Below are 17,107 nucleotides of genomic sequence, written 5' to 3'. Positions count from 1 at the left end.
AAGTTTAATGTAAATATTTTTAAATTTCTTTTTCCATTTTTAGCAATTTTATTCGCTCGTAGTAATCAGGCATAAAGCCTAAAAGTTTGTTATAAAAAGCCTTTGAATGATCAGCGTGATATAGATGAGTTAGCTCGTGCATAATCACAGCTTCTATTGCTAAAATATCTTTTTTAACTAGCTCGGTATTTAGGTTTATATAAGCTTTTCTTGTATTGCAAGAGCCCCAACGAGTTGTCATTTTTCTAAGCTTTAAAGCCTTTATATCTTTACCCACAATTACACAAAATCTTTTTAAAATCTCGCTAAATATTTCTCGTGATTTTAATTTATAAAAATCATCTAAAATCTTTTTAGCCTTTTCGCTATCTTTTGTAGCTTTTATGATTAGTTTGTTATCTTGCAATAAAAAAGAAGTTGTAATTCCTAATTCAAATTCTAGCTCGTAATTCTTGCCTAAAAAGCTTATTTGATTAGTAGTTTCTTGATTTGCTAAAAGCTCTTGCATTCTTTGCTTAATCCAAGTACTTTTAAGCTCTAAAAATTCTTTTGCTCTATTCATATTTACAAAATACGGCACACTTACTTCAACTAAGCCATATTTTCGCACTTTTATGATTATGTTTTTTATGCGTTTTCTTGTAAATTTTACTTCGTAATTCATGGTTTTAAGCACCCTTTAAGAGTGCTTATTACATATAAAAAATCATAGATAAAACGAACATAAAAATAGTTCCTGCTATCATAGGCACACTTGTTCTTTTAACTACTTCAAGTGGGGTTTTGCCAACACTACCTGCTACTATCATTATTACAGCTGATACTGGCGAGACTGCTCTTAGCAAGTTTCCAGCTAGTCCCATAGGAATTGATATAGCTAATACATCTATATTTGCAGCCGCTGCAAGTGGCACAAAAAGTGGAGCCATCGCATAAAACAAAGCATTTCCGCTACCACTTAATATAACAATTACAGCCGTTAAAAGCACTAAAATAAGTGGTAAAACAAAGCTTATTCCATCGCCTTGAATACTACTCATAAAGCTTTCTAAAGCCTTGATAATTCCTATTGATTGAAGACCTACAACAAAGGTTGTTCCAGCTACAAGTAGTGCAACGATTGAAAGTGCTCCACCCATACCTTTAAAGAATTCTTGCGTTAAATCTAGGCTAAGTCTTATATTTCTTGTTCTAATTAGCTCACAAACAATAGCTACGATAAATGAGAAAAATACAGCTATTTCAACACTAATTGCAGCACTACTAAATAAATAAACCCCAACTAATAAAAATATCGGAAGTAGTGGTAAAAAGGCATAAATAATTTTTGTAATTGGACTAAATTCTAGTTCTTTTAATTCTTCGCTCTTTACATTATCATCGCTTGAAATCTTTTCTTTGCTATCGCAATATTTTTGCCAAAATAAATGCACAAATGCCATAAAAATAATAGTTGGAATTGAAACCCTTGCATGATAATTAAACACATATTCGCTTACGCTTAGATTTGCAAACCTTTCTAACTTTACTAATTCTCCTACAACTGCGATATTATCACTTCCTAAAGGAGTTGGCACAATAGTCGCAGTAGTTGCGATAATTCCTGCCGCACTAAGAGTTGAAAGCCCTGATTTTTTCATAATAGGATAAAGTGTAGCAAGCAAGATTATCGCTAGATTTGAAGCACTTGGAACTACAATTGATAATAAATTGCCTAATAAAAACACCACAGGCACTAAAATATAAGGCGATTTTATATATTTTATAGGTTTTATAAGTAAGCTTACAGTTGCATCATTTGCTCTAATTTTATTCATATAAGCTGTATATCCACCTAAAATAAGGATAACAAATCCCGCCTTAGTTAAAATATCTTTAAACTTTATTGCAATTGCTTGAAGTGGGTCAAGCAAAGCAATGCCACTTGATTTAAAGCCCTTAATAGCAATATCGCCACCACTATACATAGCAATATACATAAGAGTAAGACCTACAAAAAACAAGCTTATTTTAATATCAAGGTTTTTAATAAGCATATAAATAATAAGCGAAACGCCTAAAATTGCACTAATATACATAATCATTTTATTATCCTTAAATACACTTACTAAGCGAGTTTAAAAACCACTCTCTAAAGGCATTTGCATCAATATCAGTGCAAACTTTTGCATTTGCTTCACGCTTTAAATATCCTTTTAAATCCACAACACTAGCACCTCTAGCGTATCCATTTAATTCTATATCTACAAAGCATTCACTAACGCTAAAAAGCTCAGGCTTTAAAAGATAAGCGATAGCACAACTATCATACATTTTAAGCCCTGTATTAAAGCTACCACCACGATATTTTTTAAATAGTGCATTAGCCATTTTTCCAACTTCGCCAAACTCATCAATCTTTGCCATATCTTCAGGATACACAAGAGCTTTAAGTCCTACATCAAGTGTAGCCATCACAATAGGTAGCCCTGAATTAAACACCATCTTAGCAGCTTCTGGATCGGTTGCGAAATTAAACTCGCTTAAAACTCCTTTATTTCCACGAGCTAGTGAGCCACCCATTAAAACGATTTCAGCGATATTATCTTTTACTTCAGGATACATAGAAAATAATAATGCTATATTTGTAAGTGGAGCAATAGGAACTAGAGTTATTTTTTCTTTACTATTTAAAATAGTATCTCTTAGCTCTAATACTGCGTGATTTTTGCATAATAATTCAATTTTTGGCTTAGGAAAATCAAAGCCGTCCATTCCACTTGAGCCATGTACATTTGATGCGTCTATTAAAGGCTCTATTAAAGGCTCTTTTGCACCCATTGCAACAGGTATATCTTTTTTAAATAAAGCTAGTAATTTTAAAGCATTGTTTGTAACCTTATCAATGCTTACGTTTCCTGCAACCGTGCTAATTAGCCTTACATCTAATTCATTAGAAAATAGTGCAATTGCAATAGCTAAAGCATCATCAATACCTGGATCTGTATCTATTATAATTGGTCTTTTCATTTTGTATCCTTAGAAAAATTATTTACTTCATCAATGCTTGGAATTGAGCTTTGTGCTCCTAGTTTTAATGTGCTTAGAGCTGCTGCTTTTGAGCCAAAATCTATTGCCTCATCAATTGTTTTTGCATTTGCAAGACTTGCTGCAAGAGCACCTATAAATGTATCTCCTGCTGCTGTTGTATCAATAGGATTTACTTTATATGCTTTGAAAAATTTTTCAACTTCTTTATTTTTATATGCACTTCCATCGCTTGAAAGCGTAAGTATTATTTCTCTTGCTCCTAAATCTAATAAAGCTTTTAAACAAGCTTTTGTATCAGTATTTATATTAGTATAAAACTCTGCTTCGCTTTGATTTACAATAAATAAATCAATGTATTTATAAATATCTTTATCAATTTCTTTTGCAGGTGCAGGGTTAAATATCGTAAATAATCCTAATTCTTTTGCTAGTTTTAAGGCTTCAAAAGTTGCTTTAATGTCGCATTCAAATTGAGCGATAAAAATATCATCTTTTTTGATTTCACCCTTTTTATAAAGAGTGTTTAAAATCTCTTTTATTTCATTTTCATCTATGCTGTGATTTGCACCTTTATTGATGATTATGCGATTATCATTGTTTGAGCGAATTATAAAAGCTGTTCCGCTACTGCAATTTGAAGAGATTTTTATATTTTCGGTGTTAATTCCATGAGATTTTAGATTGTTTATTAGTGCAGGTGCAAAGGCGTCATTTCCAACTGAGCCTATCATTAATACATCTGCTCCTAATTTTTGACAGGCTAAGGCTTGATTTGCTCCCTTACCGCCATCGCTTATTAGTAGGTTTTTACCTTCTATTGTTTGCCCTTGTTTGGGAACTTCGTCGCATTCAATGGAAAAATCCATATTCAAGCTTCCAAAAATTATTATCTTTTTTGACACGATTTATCCTTAAAAAATTTAAAGGAATTATTTAAGCTAAAGAAGATTAAATTAAGCTTATAAAATCAGCAAAAAACTAGCATATTTTTTGTGGAATTTGAATTCGGATTTTGCTTTCATTTAAGAGTTTTTAAAATCTAAATTCCTATTTCAAATTCTTTTTATTTTTAGTAAAAATAATAGAGAATTAAAATACAAAATAGGAATTTGAAAAATCAAATTCCTACTTAAAATTAAGATTGAATAATCTTAGGTTTAGAAAACGCTCTTAAAGGTTTAATTACGCCTTTAAATTTCTCAACTTCTACTAATGTTGTATGAGCTGTATTTGATTGAGCTAGTTTTGATGTTCCTTTATCACGAGTTAGAACATTTACGCAACCATGTTGGCAAAGTGATTTTTTGCCATAAACTTCAGGGTCATACCAAGCACCTTCGCAAATTATAATAGTATCAGCTCTTACGATATCACTTACTAAAGCACCAGCTAAAATCTCACCTCTATTGTTATAAACTCTTACAATATCTCCTGTTTTAATTCCCCTTGCTTTTGCAGTATCTGGATGAATTAACATAGGTTCTCTACCATTTACTTCAGCATAATTTCTAATTAAAGAGTTATTTAGCTGAGAGTGTAATCTAAATCTTGAATGCGGACTAATTACTGCTAATGGGTGTTTTTTGGTTTGTTCTTTATTGCCTACCCACTCAAATGGTTCAAACCAAGCAGGGTGTCCTAAACAATCATCATAACCCATTTTTGCAATTGTTGGAGAGTATATTTCAATCTTTCCACTAGGAGTTCCTAATCTATATTTATGTGGATTTTTTACAAAATCACTAAGTCTTGTGTAATACTCAGTATCTTTATTCACTTTATCAAATCTAACAAAACCAGCTTCAAGTGCTTCATCAAAGCTTGGCATATTGTATCCTAATGATTTTCCTTGTCTTAAAGCGTCATTATAAATATCTTTCATCCATTCAAGTTCATTAGCCTTACCTTCGGTAAAGATTTCTTCAACGCCCCATCTTTTGCAAATCTCTTTACAAATCCAAAAGTCGCTCTTGCTCTCTCCCATAGGCTCAATTACTGGCTTATTTAAGAATATGTATTCACTATTTGTGCTAGCTTCTATATCGTAGCGTTCAGGCTCAATTGCAACAGGTAAAACAATATCGCTTAATTTTGCTTGTGCAGTCCAAAATGGCTCAGCTGTTATGATAGTATCAACTTTTTTAAATCCTTCTACCGCACGATTTACATCTTGATGGCGAGTAAAGAATGAGCCACTTGCATTAAATGCTACTCTTATGTGAGGAAGTTTTATTTTTTTACCATTTTGATCAATTACTTTGCCAGGATTTAGCATTGCATCAATACTTCTTGAGCTAGGAATTGTTATATTTTCAAATTTCTTCCAAGGGCTATTTTCATCTCCTAAGTTTTCGCTAGGAACTGAAGCTAAACCTTTAAGAGTAGGTGCTATAAATTTATCAGCGCCTTGTGAATAATATCCTAAGCTAAACTCAAATCCACAACCAGTGCTTCCTATATGACCTAGCATAGTAGCTAGTATTGTAATCATCCAGTGAGCTTGCTCTCCATGGTCTTGTCTTTGTATTGCACGGCCTGCAATTATTATTGATTTATTGTCGCATAAATCATCTGCTAAATCTTTTAGAGTTTTTACATCTACTCCACAAATCGCACTTGCCCATGCTAAATCTTTTTTAACTCCATCGTTTTCGCCCATGAAGTATTCTTTAAATTTATTAAAGCCAACTGTGTATTTTTTAATAAAATCTTTTGCATATTTTCCGCTCTCATATAAATAGCAGCACATTCCTATCATCATTGCTGTATCTGTATTAGGGCGAACTGAGATTAATTTGCTTTCAACATAGCGATTTGTGTTATTTGCATATACATCTACGCTATAAGTTTTGATTTTGCCAGCTTTGCTTAGTTCTTTTAGTTTTGTGAAATATTCATAGTTTGTATGAGTTGGTGTTCCAACTGCGATTTGATTAGTTACTAGTGGGTCAGTTCCCCAAAATACAACGCTTTTTGCGTTTTCTAAAATACTTTTCCAAGTAGTTGGTGCTTCATAAACTGTGTTTGAGCCAAAAATATGAGGTAAGATTACCATACCAGCACCAGTTGAATAATCCCCACTTTCTTCTACATAACCGCCTAAGATTTTTAACATTCTATGAGCTGTGGTTCTTCCCCAACTAATTTTACCCCAGCCACCCCACCAGTAGCATTCACCATAAATTGCTTCAGGGCCGTATTTATCAAAATTATCCTTAAGTGCTTTTGCAGCTAAATCAAGTGCTTTTTCCCAGCTAACTCTTACGAATTCTTCTTCGCCTCTTAAGTCGTTTTTCTTTTTACCTTCAAGATAGCTTTTTCTAACGCAAGGATATAAAACACGGCTTTCGTTTTGTGTTCTATCAGGAACGCAGTTATTCATAGTGTTTGGGAATTTATCTCCTTCAAATGGAGTTACGCTTACTATTTGAGAACTATTAATGTTTGCATAAAATGGTCCAAATCTATCAGAAACTAATACTTTTTTATCATCAAAAATAGTATCTTTTACGCCTTCTATTTTACTAGCGTGAAGACTTGCAGTAGTTAGTGCGCTTAGCTTTAAAAAACTTCTTCTTTTCATAATTTTCTCCTTTATTTAATATCTTTTGCGTGATTTTGTAAATATTTAATAATTAAACTTTTGCTAGCCTTATCAAGCTCTACATAACCTGAACTTATCATACTTTCAAGATTTGATGGCCATTGATTTACTGAATATTCTTTCGTATCGTGCAATAAATGACAAGGTGAGCAAGTTTGCTCATAAAGACTTTTCGCACTCTTAAAAATCTCATCTTTATTAGCCACTAAATCGCTTTCATTAAGTGTAAAATTAATGCTTACTTTATGCCAATCTTCGCCATATTCATCTTGAACTAGTTCAAGCATTTTTATATATGGATTTGCATCACCTTTAAATGTAGGGTTGTTATCATTATCATGAAAACTCATATAATTTTCAACTTGCATAAAGCTTTTTACAATTTCTTCTTGATAGTTATCATTAACATAACCAATAAGCTCAACATTAGCTTTACCATTATTTATACTTTTAACATTTACAGGGCTTAATAAACTAGCAGTTCCTATAAATTTATTGTCAAGTTTAACTTCAACATCTTTGTTTAAATACATCGTATTTGCAAGAGCAAACGATGAGATAATACAGCTTAAAAATATCTTTTTCATACATCTCCTTAAATTAATTTTAAAATTATTAATTAAAATTATAGGCTTATAAACTTGTAATATTCTTAAAAGAGAATAATATATTTTCTTTAGTTTTAAATGCTTTTAGGAGTGTTTTAGAACTTAAAATAATATTTCAAATTCCTATTTTAAATTCCACGATTTTTTCAAAGAATTTGAAATAGGAATTTAAACTCTTCTATCATAAATGTTTTCTTCGTTTTTATATGCTAAAAATATAGCTAATAAATCTCTATCATTTTTGATTTTATTTATATCAATTTTATTCAAGCTTTCTTTTATATTTTCGCTCTTACTTTCTATGGGTTTAAAATCATCATCTTTATCTTTTGAAGCTTTCATTACTTCTTCATCAAAATGATTTTGCATTTCGTTTGCTAGTTTTATAAATTCATTTTTAAAATCATCAAGGCTTAAATCTTCTCTTGCTAACAAATCAGCTAATTTATCACAATAAGCGTCTTTACCACAAGCAAGTCCAACGAAATCTAATTCATTACCAACTTTTAAATAAATGAATTCATTTTCTTTTAAAAGCTGTTTTAAATCTGTATTGTTTTGTCTAAAAATTTGATTATAAATATTATTGCTTGTAGTATCATTTTGCAAGGCTTTTAACTTTCTAAAAGCAATGAAATCATCATCTTTTAAGCCATATAAAACTTGCGAATTCATCAATTCTTTTTGCAAACTAGCATATAAAAAACCTTCTTGCTTTAGACCTTGCATAGCTTTTTGCAAGGCATTTGGTTCATATACATTGAAATTTTCATCTTTAGGAATATCTTTTAGAATATTGTTTAATTTTTCTTCTTCGGTATCATTTATTAATACATTGTGTTTTTCTGCTATTTGGCTAACTTCTAAGCCTTTATCTAAGTCTTTTTTTAATTCTTTTTTATCAAGCGTATCAAATACTTGTATTTGTTTTATTAATGTTTTTACATTTTGATTAATTGAACTAATTTGCATTTAAACCCCTTTTTTTTATATCGGCAAGTTTTTAATAAATTTAATATTTCTTTTAAATATTTACTTTATTTTTTTAAATTGTTTGAAATTATTTAAGGTTTTAAAATGAAAAATATAAAATCAGCAATTTATTCAAACGAACTTTGTGAAATAAATATAGAAATAATGATTCAAAAAGGCTTACCATCTTTTAATATAGTAGGCTTACCGAGTGCAAGTATTAAAGAAAGCGTTGATAGGATAAAATCAGCCTTCGCAAATCTTGATGATTTTTCTTTGCCTTGTAAAAAAATAGTAATAAACCTAAGCCCTTCAGATATTCCAAAACAAGGAAGTCATTTTGATTTAGCAATCGCTTTGCTGGTTTATTTTTATGAAAAAGACTTAGATAATGATTATTATGTATTTGGAGAGCTTGGACTTGATGGTAAATTAAAAAGCACTTCAAATTTATTTTCTATATTATTATTTTTAGCAAGTGTTAAACCAAATACTAAGGTATTAATTCCAAAAGATTTAGCAAATGAAGCAAGTCTTATTTATAATCTAAATTGTTACGCAGTTGATAATTTAAACGAAGCATTTAGCTTTTTTCTAAGCGAGAATAAAGATGAGTTTAAAATAAATTATAATGAAAATATTTTTAAATCCTTAATCAAAATAAATAATAAAACTTATATTAAAAATACAGAATTTCCACTAGATTTTATAGACATAAGAGGGCAAAATCAAGCAAAATTAGCTTGTAAAATCGCAGCACTTGGAATGCATAATATAATGCTAGAAGGCTCTCCTGGAAGTGGTAAGAGTATGTGTGCTAAAAGACTTGTTTATATAATGCCTCCGCTTAGTATTGATGAAATCTTAGAAAGTAATGCGTATAAGAGTTTAAATAATGAAAAGCTTGATTTTTCATCAATTAGAAGCTTTAGAAGTCCGCATAGAAGTTCAACCATTAGCTCAATTTTAGGAGGTGGGACAAAGAATGCAAGAATTGGCGAAATCGCACTTGCTAATAATGGAGTTTTGTTTTTTGATGAGTTTAGTTATTTTAATAAGCAAATTATAGAAAGCCTAAGAGAGCCTTTAGAAGATAATATAATCAATATTTCTAGGGTTAATTCAAAAATATCTTATAAGACTAAGTTTTTATTTATTTCAGCGCTAAATCCATGTCCGTGTGGCAAATTATTTAAAAAAGAGCAAACTTGCAAATGCCTTGAGCGTGATATTGTTAAATACAAAAGCAAAATCTCAGAGCCTATTTATGATAGGATTGATTTATATGTTGCAGTTGATGAGGTTTCTTATGATGCAAGTTCAAATGTAAGCAGTAAGGAATTAGCAGATGAGATTTTAAAGGCTTTTATATTTCAAAAAGAAGTAAGAAAGCAAGATGAATTTAATGGGAAATTAAGCGATTTAGAGATTAAAAAATATTGCGTATTAGACGATAGTGCAAAAGTAATTTTTGAAAAAGCTGTAAAAAATTATAATCTTAGTGCAAGAGCAGCTAATAAGGTTTTAAAGGTTGCTAGGTCTTTAGCTGATTTTGAAGAAAGATTATTAATAAATGAAAAAGATATAAAAATTGCCTTATCTTTTAGATACAAAACAATGAAATAAAATCAAGGAATTTGAATTAGGAAATAAAATCAAATTCCTATTTCAAATTCTTTTTAATTTGTTACTATTTTTAGCTATTTTTTACGACTTAAAAGGATTATGATGAAAGATAAATTAGCCAAATTATATTTAACATTTTTTTATTCAGGTCTTAGCCCTGTTGCAAGTGGCACAATGGGAACAATTGCTGCACTACCTTTTGCTTATTTGTTACTAATTTACACAGCAAAAAGCACTTTAATACTTTTAAGTATTGCAATTTTTATAGCAAGTATTACAATCATTGACGATTACGAAAAAACTCACGAACACGATGCTAAAGAAATAGTAATTGATGAAGTTTGTGGGGTTTTCTTGGCTATTGGTATGAGTTTTAACGGCTCTTGGTGGCATTTTGCTTTAGCTTTTGTTTTGTTTAGGATTTTTGATATTACTAAGCCTAGTGTTATAGGTAGGGTTGATAAAAGAATAAAAGGCGGGCTAGGTGTTATGCTTGATGATTTGCTTGCAGGATTTTTTGCAGGTCTTTTATGCCTTATTATTCAAGGTATTTATTTAAATTATTTAAAGGATTTATTATGAAAAAAAGTTTAATTTTGTTAGCTTCAAGTGCGGCTTTTGCTTTAGATATTGGTGTGGTTTTACCACTTAGTGGAAGTGTAGCAGCTTATGGAAACGCAGCACTTAGTGGAATTAAAGTAGCAAATGCAATGCAACCAACTTTAAAAAATGGTGAAAAGATTAATTTAAATATTGTGGATACTAAAGGCGATAAAATAGAATCAATCACAGCAACTGAGAGAATTTTGCCTAAAGTAAATGCAATAATAGGCGAAATGATTACAGCTAATACAATAGTAGTTATGAATACAGCAGAAGCTAAAAAAGTTCCTGTAATTGCACCAGCTGCAACAAATGATAAATTATTAAAAGGTAAAAATTACGCAGCTAGAGTTTGCTTTAATGATAGTTTTCAAGGTGAAGCTATGGCTAAATATTTATTAGCACAAGGCAAAAAAACTACAATAATAGTAAAAGATCAAGCTACTGATTATTCACTAGGTTTATCAAAAGCTTATAAAAAAGAATTCACAAAAGGTGGTGGAGAAATAATAAAAGAATTAATCATCACAAGTGGGGATAAAGATTTTAATGCAATAGTTGCACAAATTGCTAGCTTAAATCCTGATGTAGTGTATTTACCACTTTATTATCAAGAAGCAGCGCTTTTTGTAAGACAAGCAAAAATTGCAGGAGTAAAAAGTATAATAGCAAGTGCTGATGGCGTTGCTGATGAGCAATTTGTTAAACTTGCAAGAGAATATACAAACAATCACTTATATACAGATAGTTTTGATGCAAATGTTCCACCAACAGAACTTAGTAAAAAATACTTAGAAGAATATTCAAAAGCTTATAATGGTGCAGTTGTTTCAAACTTTGCTGCTATGGGAGCTGATGCTTATTTTGTATTAGTAGAAGCTGCTAATCGTTGCCAAGAAGTTACAAGTGAATGTATAAATCAAGAAATCAAAAAGACAAAAGATTATGAAGGTGTAAGCGGAGTAATTAGCATAGATAATACTGGCGAGACTAAAAGGTCTTTAATTATTAAAGAAGTAGTGAATGAACAAGCTGTTTATAAAGACACTATTAAGTAAGGGATTTTGATGAAAAAATTATTATTTTCTTTAGCACTACTTAGCTCTTTAAATGCGGAGGTGCTAAGAGTTGCAACAGCACCAAATTATCCTCCTTATGAATATTTGGAAGATAATGAGTTAAAAGGTTTTGATGTTGATATTGTAAAAGAGATTGCAAAAAGAAATAATTTAGAATTAGAGTTTAAATATATGGATTTTGATGGGCTTATCCCATCACTTAAAAGCAACAAAGCTGATTTAATAGGTGCTTTAATGAAAAGAACACCTTTAAGAGAAAGAGCGGTTGATTTTACGATTAATTTTAAAGATAGTTCAAATTATTTTTTACAAAGACTAGAATTAGGTAAAACTCAAAATCTTGAAAATTGCGAAAATATAGATTTTTCAAATACTATTTTTGGTGCAGAGCTTGGCTCTATTCAATACGATATTGCAAAAAAGCTTAGCAAACAAGTAATGGGCTATAACAATTCAAGCATTAGCATACTAGCTTTAAGAAATAAAAAGGTTGATGTTATTGTGCTTGATAAGGTTGCAGCTCTTAATTTTTTAGAAAAAAATGAAGATTTAGATATTTTTTGCGATTATAAAGACAGCGATTCTCAAGGATTTGCGATAAATAAAGGAAATACTAAATTACTTGAAATGATAAATAAAACCTTACAAGAAATGCTTGATGATGGCACAATAAATGAAATTAGCAAAAAGTATAAAATAAATTAATGCTAGTTCATATTTGTTGTAGCGTTGATTCGCACTTTTTTTTACAAGAATTAAGAAAATTAATGCCTGATGAAGAACTCATCGGGTATTTTTATGATCCAAATATTCATCCTTTAAGCGAATATGAATTAAGATATTTTGATGTAGCAAGATCTTGCAAGAAATTAAATATAAAGCTTATTAAGGGTGAATATAATTTCGCTGAATGGTTTAATTTCGTAAAAGGCTATGAAAACGAGCCTGAGCGTGGCAAGAGATGTTCTAAATGTTTTGATTTTAGAATGCAAAGCTCGGTTGAAATGGCTTTAAAATTAGGACAAAAATCATTCACAACTACACTTTTATGCTCTCCTAAAAAAGATTTAGAGCAATTAAAAGTATCAATGCAAGAAGCTTTAAAAGGGACTAATTTAGAGTTTTTTTGTGTAGATTTTAGAAAAAATGGCGGAACACAAAGGCAGTTAAAATTAGCAAAAGATGATTTATTGTATCATCAAAATTATTGTGGTTGTATTTATGGGCTAGTTCAGCAAAAAAGCGAAGAGCATTTAATAAAAGAACTAAGCTCAAGCATATACAAAAACCTTATTTTACCTGCTTCAATAGAAGAGAAATTGCAACTTTTTAAAAAGATTGAAAAAGATGAAAAGAGTAATAAAAACATAAGCATTATTAGAGAAAAATTCTTAAATTATCGTTTGCTTTATGCAAGAATTAGCGATAATGAAAAATACTTAAGAGCTTTTGTGTTGTTTTATTCTCATTTTAAATCAAGGAAAATTAATCTAAATCTTGATAATTCAAAAGATTTTATAATTTGCAATAAAGATGAATTATGTTTAATTAGTTTTAAAAAGGCTAATGAGTTTTTTAAATACAAAGATTTTAATGAGTTTTTGAAAAATCCACCAAGTATTAAAAAACAGATAAGTTTTAGAGCAAAACTATTTAACCACTATAACCTAAGTCCTATTATAATTTTAGATGAAATACCAAAAAAAATTGAAATCATCGCAAAAAGTATAATCTTTGAAGATGTTAGATTGATACAAGGAAAATAATGCAATTAAGCTCAAGTGATTTAAATATTTTATTATTTATTTCTTTTGTTGTGTTTTCATCTCCTTATATAGCAAAAATTACAAGTTTGCCTATATTAGCAGTAGAAATTATTTTAGGAAGTATTGCGGGTGCTTTAGGAATAATTACTAAAACTCCTGCTTTTAGCTTAGCATCTAGCATAGGATTTTGTTATTTGATGTTTATTGCTGGGCTTGAAGTTAGTCTTAAAGAATTTATAAAGTTAAAAGCAGATGAACTTAAGAAAATATTTTTATTTTACTTTATTTTATACTCCTTAGCTATTAGTGTTGCCTTAGTTTTAAAGCTTAGTTTAGTGGTTGCTATAATAATTCCTGTAATGAGTATTGGTCTTATTAGTATTTTGTATAAAGATTATGAAGTTACTCCAAAATGGCTTAGTTTTGCTATGGTTTTAGCAGCACTTGGAGAAGTTATAAGCATTATTTTAATAACACTTTTAAATAGTTTTTCGCACTCTAGCGATTTAATTAGCGTTATTACTTCTGTATTATCAATCGTGTTCTTTTTAGGAATATTTGTTGTAATTTATTATATTTTTAATGCTATTTTTTGGTGGTTGCCTTGGCTTAAAGAGATTTTAATGCCTGATTATGATAAAGCAGAAAGAAATGTAAGGCTTAGCCTTGCTTTATGGATGTTAGCAGTTGCTTTAATGCTTTATTTTGATTTTGAAATAGCTTTAGGAGCATTCTTAGCTGGTATGTTTATATCAAGCTTTTTTGGTCATAAAAAGGATTTGGAACATAAATTAAGCTCTTTAGGACATCCTTTTTTAATACCTATATTTTTCGTTTATGTTGGGCTTAGCCTTGATTTTAGTCTTGTAAATTATGAGCTTATTTTTATGGCATTTGCGATTTGCTTTACTATGCTTGTTTGTAGGCTTATTAGCTCTTTTGTATTTTATAAAGATTTTAAAATATCTTGTATTTTAGTAGCATTTACAACTTGTATGCCACTTACATTGCTTATTGCTATTGCTACTTTAGGTAAGAAATTAAACTTAATTGATGATTCTTTTTATTTGGCTTTAGTTTTATCTTCACTTATTGAAGCAGTTTTATTTATGTGGGTTATTCCTAAGATTTCGTTACTTATTGAAACAAGAAAACAAAAATCAAGATAGCTTTTTACTAAATTTCACAAATTCTTTTTAAAATAGTAAAAATTAAAAAGGAGACAAAATGGAAAAAGCAAAATTAATTTATGATGGTAAGGAATTTGAATTTGATGTTCTTAGCGGAACTAGGGGTGCAAAATCTATTGATTTTTCATCTTTATATTCAAAAACAGGGGCATTTTCTTACGATGAAGGGCTAACAAGCACAGCAACTTGTAAATCAAGCATTACTTATATTGATGGAGAAGCAGGGGAATTAAGACATCGTGGTTATTCTATTGAATGGCTTGCAGAAAATAAAACATTTTTAGATGTAGTGCATTTGTTATTACACAAAGAATTACCAAGCCCTGAGAGATTAGAAGCGTTTAGATATGAGCTAAAAAAAAGAAGTTTTATTCACGAAGGTATGCATAAATTATTTGATGCTTTCCCTGATAACGCTCATCCAATGGCAGTTATGCAAGCAGCAGTTGCCGCACTTTCAACCTTTTATCCTGATCATTTAAATATGGATAAGCACGAAGATTTTATGGAAATGGCAGCTAGAATTGTGGCAAAAATACCAACAATAGCAGCAAGTGCGTATCGTTATAAAAACGGCTTTCCTATGGCATATCCAAATCTTGATCGTGGATTTACAGAAAACTTTTTATATATGTTAAGAACTTATCCATACGAGCATGTAAATCTAAGACCTATTGAAGTTAAGGCTTTAGATACCGTTTTAATGCTTCATGCTGATCACGAGCAAAATGCAAGTACAAGTGTAGTTCGCTCAGTTGGTAGCACTCACGCACATCCATACAGCTGTATAAGTTCAGCTATCGGTGCGTTATGGGGACACGCTCATGGGGGTGCTAATGAAGGCGTTATTAGAATGCTTGAGACTATCGGTACACCTGATAGGGTTGATGAGTTTATTAAAAGAGCAAAAGATAAGAATGATCCATTTAGATTAATGGGCTTTGGTCATAGAGTTTATAAGAATTTTGACCCAAGAGCAAAAGTTCTTAAAAAACTAAGAGATCAATTAATTAGCGAGATAGGAATTGATGCAAACTTTGTAAAAGTTGCAACAAGAATTGAAGAAATAGCTTTAAATGATGAGTATTTTGTAAGCCGTGGATTATATCCAAATGTGGATTTTCATAGCGGCTTAATATTAAAAGCTTTAGGAATTCCTAATGAAATGTTTGCTGTTATGTTTGTGGTTGGTAGAATTCCTGGTTGGATTTCGCAATTAGTTGAACAAAAAGAAAGTCCTTTAAAAATAGTTCGCCCAAGACAAATCTACATCGGAGATTAAAAGAATTTGAATTCGGAAATTCCGAATTCAAATTCCATTTACAAATCAAGCTTTAAAAGCTTTATTTTGCAAGGTTTTTATAAAAACAAAAAACATAAAATTAAATTATTATTGTTAGATTCATTTTTACTTAAATTATTTATAATCAAGAAAAATAAAAAAGGATAAAAAATGCGTATTAGACAACCACATATTCCTTATGTTTCAAATAAAATTTCACTAGATTTATTAAATTCAAATTTCATAAAATTAGTAAATGGACTTGAACCTACTAAAGAAGTTATTGCTAAAATAATCACTGCTTTAGTGTTAAAAGAAAAATCTTTAGATGAAAAAGTGAATGAAATTTTAGCAGAGCAAGAAAATCAAATGGATTTAATGCAAGTTGATAGAAAAAATATGTTTTGGCTACTTAAGAAAAAATTAGCAGATGAGTATAAAATCCAAATGAATTATGAAGATAGATACAATGCTTTATCTCACGCTATTTTAGATGCTTTAGTAGATGAAGATTTAATTAATTTCAATGTATCAGAAAATAGAGTAAAAAATGTAATTTATTCAAGTATGATTGAGTATTTAAAAACTTATGAAGATATTGAAGATTTAGTTTATGATAAGATTAGTAACTACAAAAGAAAGATTATTCCTGGTAGTGAAGAATATGATTTAATTTACGAAAAGCTTTATGAAGAAGAGCTTAAGAAAAGGAAAATGCTATAAATAATCTCCTTAGCACCTTTGCACTAGGTCTAGGTCTTAGTCTTACCCACTGCTTTTTTATGTGCGGTGGGATTTTGATATTATTTAACCACAATAAAAGCACTTATTTTGATATATTTGCCTATCATTTTTTTAGAATAATTGCCTATGTTTTAATAGGAATTATTGCTTATTTTTTAGGATATTTTATAAACTCACTTAATTTACAGATATTTTTATATTTCTTTTTGGGTGCATTTTGCGTGTTTTTGGGTTTTGCTTTGATAGTTAAAGGCAATTTATTAGCTCTAATAGAAAATCAATTTATTTATAAAAAAATAATTCTTTTATTATCAAATAAAAAAACTTCTAAATATAAAGGTTTTATATTTGGCTTTTTAAATGGGCTTTTTCCTTGCGGTTTGGTTTATTTTTTTGTAGCAAAATCAATGATAGCAAAAAGCTTTAATGAAGCTTGGCTTAATATGTTTGTTTTTGGGCTTAGCACTTTACCTGCTATGCTTTTAGGCGGAGTATTTGTAAAAGAGATTAGAAAAATTAAAAATATTCAATATTTTTTATTTGCTTTAATTATAGTTTATGGATTTTATTTATGCTATTTAGCACTTAAATTAAGTAGGTAAT

16 protein-coding genes are annotated in these 17,107 nt (G+C 29.8%); 9 read left to right on the top strand and 7 right to left on the bottom strand.

Features of this window, described 5'->3' with window-relative positions:
• Positions 1-19: 19 nt before the first annotated feature.
• The 7 genes from AVANS14531_RS05910 to AVANS14531_RS05880 all read right to left on the bottom strand — a co-directional run bounded on the left by AVANS14531_RS05910 (position 20) and on the right by AVANS14531_RS05880 (position 8,214).
• Positions 20-664: a M48 family metallopeptidase gene (locus AVANS14531_RS05910; protein ID WP_336611673.1), complete on the bottom strand. Its 645-nt coding sequence runs from the start codon at positions 662-664 to the stop codon at positions 20-22.
• Between the two features lie 28 nt (positions 665-692).
• A complete protein-coding gene (gene dcuC, locus AVANS14531_RS05905; protein WP_336611672.1) occupies positions 693-2,084 on the bottom strand; it encodes a C4-dicarboxylate transporter DcuC in 1,392 nt (463 codons plus the stop codon).
• A gap of 10 nt (positions 2,085-2,094) precedes the next feature.
• Positions 2,095-3,009: a ribonucleoside hydrolase RihC gene (gene rihC / locus AVANS14531_RS05900; RefSeq protein WP_336611671.1), complete on the bottom strand. Its 915-nt coding sequence runs from the start codon at positions 3,007-3,009 to the stop codon at positions 2,095-2,097.
• Positions 3,006-3,932, bottom strand: coding sequence for a ribokinase (gene rbsK / locus AVANS14531_RS05895; RefSeq protein WP_336611670.1), 927 nt, complete (start codon positions 3,930-3,932; stop codon positions 3,006-3,008). Before rbsK ends, rihC begins: the two co-directional genes overlap by 4 nt.
• A 233-nt stretch (positions 3,933-4,165) precedes the next feature.
• Entirely contained in the window at positions 4,166-6,613 is a 2,448-nt protein-coding gene (locus tag AVANS14531_RS05890; RefSeq protein WP_336611669.1) for a molybdopterin-dependent oxidoreductase, read from the bottom strand.
• 11 nt (positions 6,614-6,624) lie between these two features.
• Positions 6,625-7,221, bottom strand: a complete 597-nt coding sequence (locus tag AVANS14531_RS05885; protein WP_239817720.1) for a hypothetical protein — start codon at positions 7,219-7,221, stop codon at positions 6,625-6,627.
• Between the two features lie 189 nt (positions 7,222-7,410).
• Positions 7,411-8,214, bottom strand: a complete 804-nt coding sequence (locus AVANS14531_RS05880; RefSeq protein WP_336611668.1) for a hypothetical protein — start codon at positions 8,212-8,214, stop codon at positions 7,411-7,413.
• Between the two features lie 105 nt (positions 8,215-8,319).
• Between AVANS14531_RS05880 and AVANS14531_RS05875 the strand changes: the two genes are divergently transcribed.
• From AVANS14531_RS05875 to AVANS14531_RS05835, 9 genes are all read left to right on the top strand, one after another.
• Entirely contained in the window at positions 8,320-9,840 is a 1,521-nt protein-coding gene (locus AVANS14531_RS05875; protein WP_336611667.1) for a YifB family Mg chelatase-like AAA ATPase, read from the top strand.
• A gap of 102 nt (positions 9,841-9,942) precedes the next feature.
• A complete protein-coding gene (locus tag AVANS14531_RS05870; RefSeq protein ID WP_239817723.1) occupies positions 9,943-10,422 on the top strand; it encodes a phosphatidylglycerophosphatase A family protein in 480 nt (159 codons plus the stop codon).
• The gene (locus tag AVANS14531_RS05865; protein WP_239817724.1) at positions 10,419-11,501 is read left to right on the top strand and encodes an ABC transporter substrate-binding protein; all 1,083 of its coding nucleotides are present in this window, start codon (positions 10,419-10,421) and stop codon (positions 11,499-11,501) included. The genes AVANS14531_RS05870 and AVANS14531_RS05865 overlap by 4 nt, the downstream gene beginning before the upstream one ends.
• A gap of 9 nt (positions 11,502-11,510) precedes the next feature.
• Positions 11,511-12,227 carry a substrate-binding periplasmic protein gene (locus AVANS14531_RS05860; protein WP_239817725.1) on the top strand — a complete coding sequence of 239 codons (717 nt, stop codon included), beginning with the start codon at positions 11,511-11,513 and terminating at the stop codon, positions 12,225-12,227.
• Positions 12,227-13,288, top strand: coding sequence for an epoxyqueuosine reductase QueH (locus AVANS14531_RS05855; protein WP_239817726.1), 1,062 nt, complete (start codon positions 12,227-12,229; stop codon positions 13,286-13,288). Before AVANS14531_RS05860 ends, AVANS14531_RS05855 begins: the two co-directional genes overlap by 1 nt.
• On the top strand, positions 13,288-14,457 hold the full coding sequence (locus AVANS14531_RS05850) for a cation:proton antiporter (protein ID WP_336611666.1): 1,170 nt from the start codon (positions 13,288-13,290) through the stop codon (positions 14,455-14,457). The genes AVANS14531_RS05855 and AVANS14531_RS05850 overlap by 1 nt, the downstream gene beginning before the upstream one ends.
• A gap of 58 nt (positions 14,458-14,515) precedes the next feature.
• Complete coding sequence (locus AVANS14531_RS05845) at positions 14,516-15,760, top strand: citrate synthase (RefSeq protein ID WP_336611665.1); 1,245 nt, start codon at positions 14,516-14,518, stop codon at positions 15,758-15,760.
• A 171-nt stretch (positions 15,761-15,931) separates the two neighbouring features.
• Positions 15,932-16,483, top strand: coding sequence for a DUF507 family protein (locus AVANS14531_RS05840; protein WP_336611664.1), 552 nt, complete (start codon positions 15,932-15,934; stop codon positions 16,481-16,483).
• Positions 16,480-17,106, top strand: coding sequence for a sulfite exporter TauE/SafE family protein (locus AVANS14531_RS05835; protein ID WP_336611682.1), 627 nt, complete (start codon positions 16,480-16,482; stop codon positions 17,104-17,106). Before AVANS14531_RS05840 ends, AVANS14531_RS05835 begins: the two co-directional genes overlap by 4 nt.
• Position 17,107 lies beyond the last annotated feature (1 nt).

The sequence above is a fragment of the Campylobacter sp. Cr9 genome, from assembly GCF_020138295.1.
Lineage (GTDB): Bacteria > Campylobacterota > Campylobacteria > Campylobacterales > Campylobacteraceae > Campylobacter_E.
Note: the sequence above shows the minus strand (reverse complement) of the source record. Positions and strands in the feature narration are given on the sequence as shown.

Coding starts and splice junctions, on each gene's coding strand:
- AVANS14531_RS05870 (WP_239817723.1), top strand. CDS start 9,943: ATGAAAGATAAATTAGCCAAATTATATTTAACATTTTTTTATTCAGGT.
- AVANS14531_RS05840 (WP_336611664.1), top strand. CDS start 15,932: ATGCGTATTAGACAACCACATATTCCTTATGTTTCAAATAAAATTTCA.
- rihC (WP_336611671.1), bottom strand. CDS start 3,009: ATGAAAAGACCAATTATAATAGATACAGATCCAGGTATTGATGATGCT.
- dcuC (WP_336611672.1), bottom strand. CDS start 2,084: ATGATTATGTATATTAGTGCAATTTTAGGCGTTTCGCTTATTATTTAT.
- AVANS14531_RS05910 (WP_336611673.1), bottom strand. CDS start 664: ATGAATTACGAAGTAAAATTTACAAGAAAACGCATAAAAAACATAATC.
- AVANS14531_RS05875 (WP_336611667.1), top strand. CDS start 8,320: ATGAAAAATATAAAATCAGCAATTTATTCAAACGAACTTTGTGAAATA.
- AVANS14531_RS05860 (WP_239817725.1), top strand. CDS start 11,511: ATGAAAAAATTATTATTTTCTTTAGCACTACTTAGCTCTTTAAATGCG.
- AVANS14531_RS05845 (WP_336611665.1), top strand. CDS start 14,516: ATGGAAAAAGCAAAATTAATTTATGATGGTAAGGAATTTGAATTTGAT.
- AVANS14531_RS05850 (WP_336611666.1), top strand. CDS start 13,288: ATGCAATTAAGCTCAAGTGATTTAAATATTTTATTATTTATTTCTTTT.
- AVANS14531_RS05890 (WP_336611669.1), bottom strand. CDS start 6,613: ATGAAAAGAAGAAGTTTTTTAAAGCTAAGCGCACTAACTACTGCAAGT.
- AVANS14531_RS05855 (WP_239817726.1), top strand. CDS start 12,227: ATGCTAGTTCATATTTGTTGTAGCGTTGATTCGCACTTTTTTTTACAA.
- AVANS14531_RS05865 (WP_239817724.1), top strand. CDS start 10,419: ATGAAAAAAAGTTTAATTTTGTTAGCTTCAAGTGCGGCTTTTGCTTTA.
- AVANS14531_RS05880 (WP_336611668.1), bottom strand. CDS start 8,214: ATGCAAATTAGTTCAATTAATCAAAATGTAAAAACATTAATAAAACAA.
- AVANS14531_RS05885 (WP_239817720.1), bottom strand. CDS start 7,221: ATGAAAAAGATATTTTTAAGCTGTATTATCTCATCGTTTGCTCTTGCA.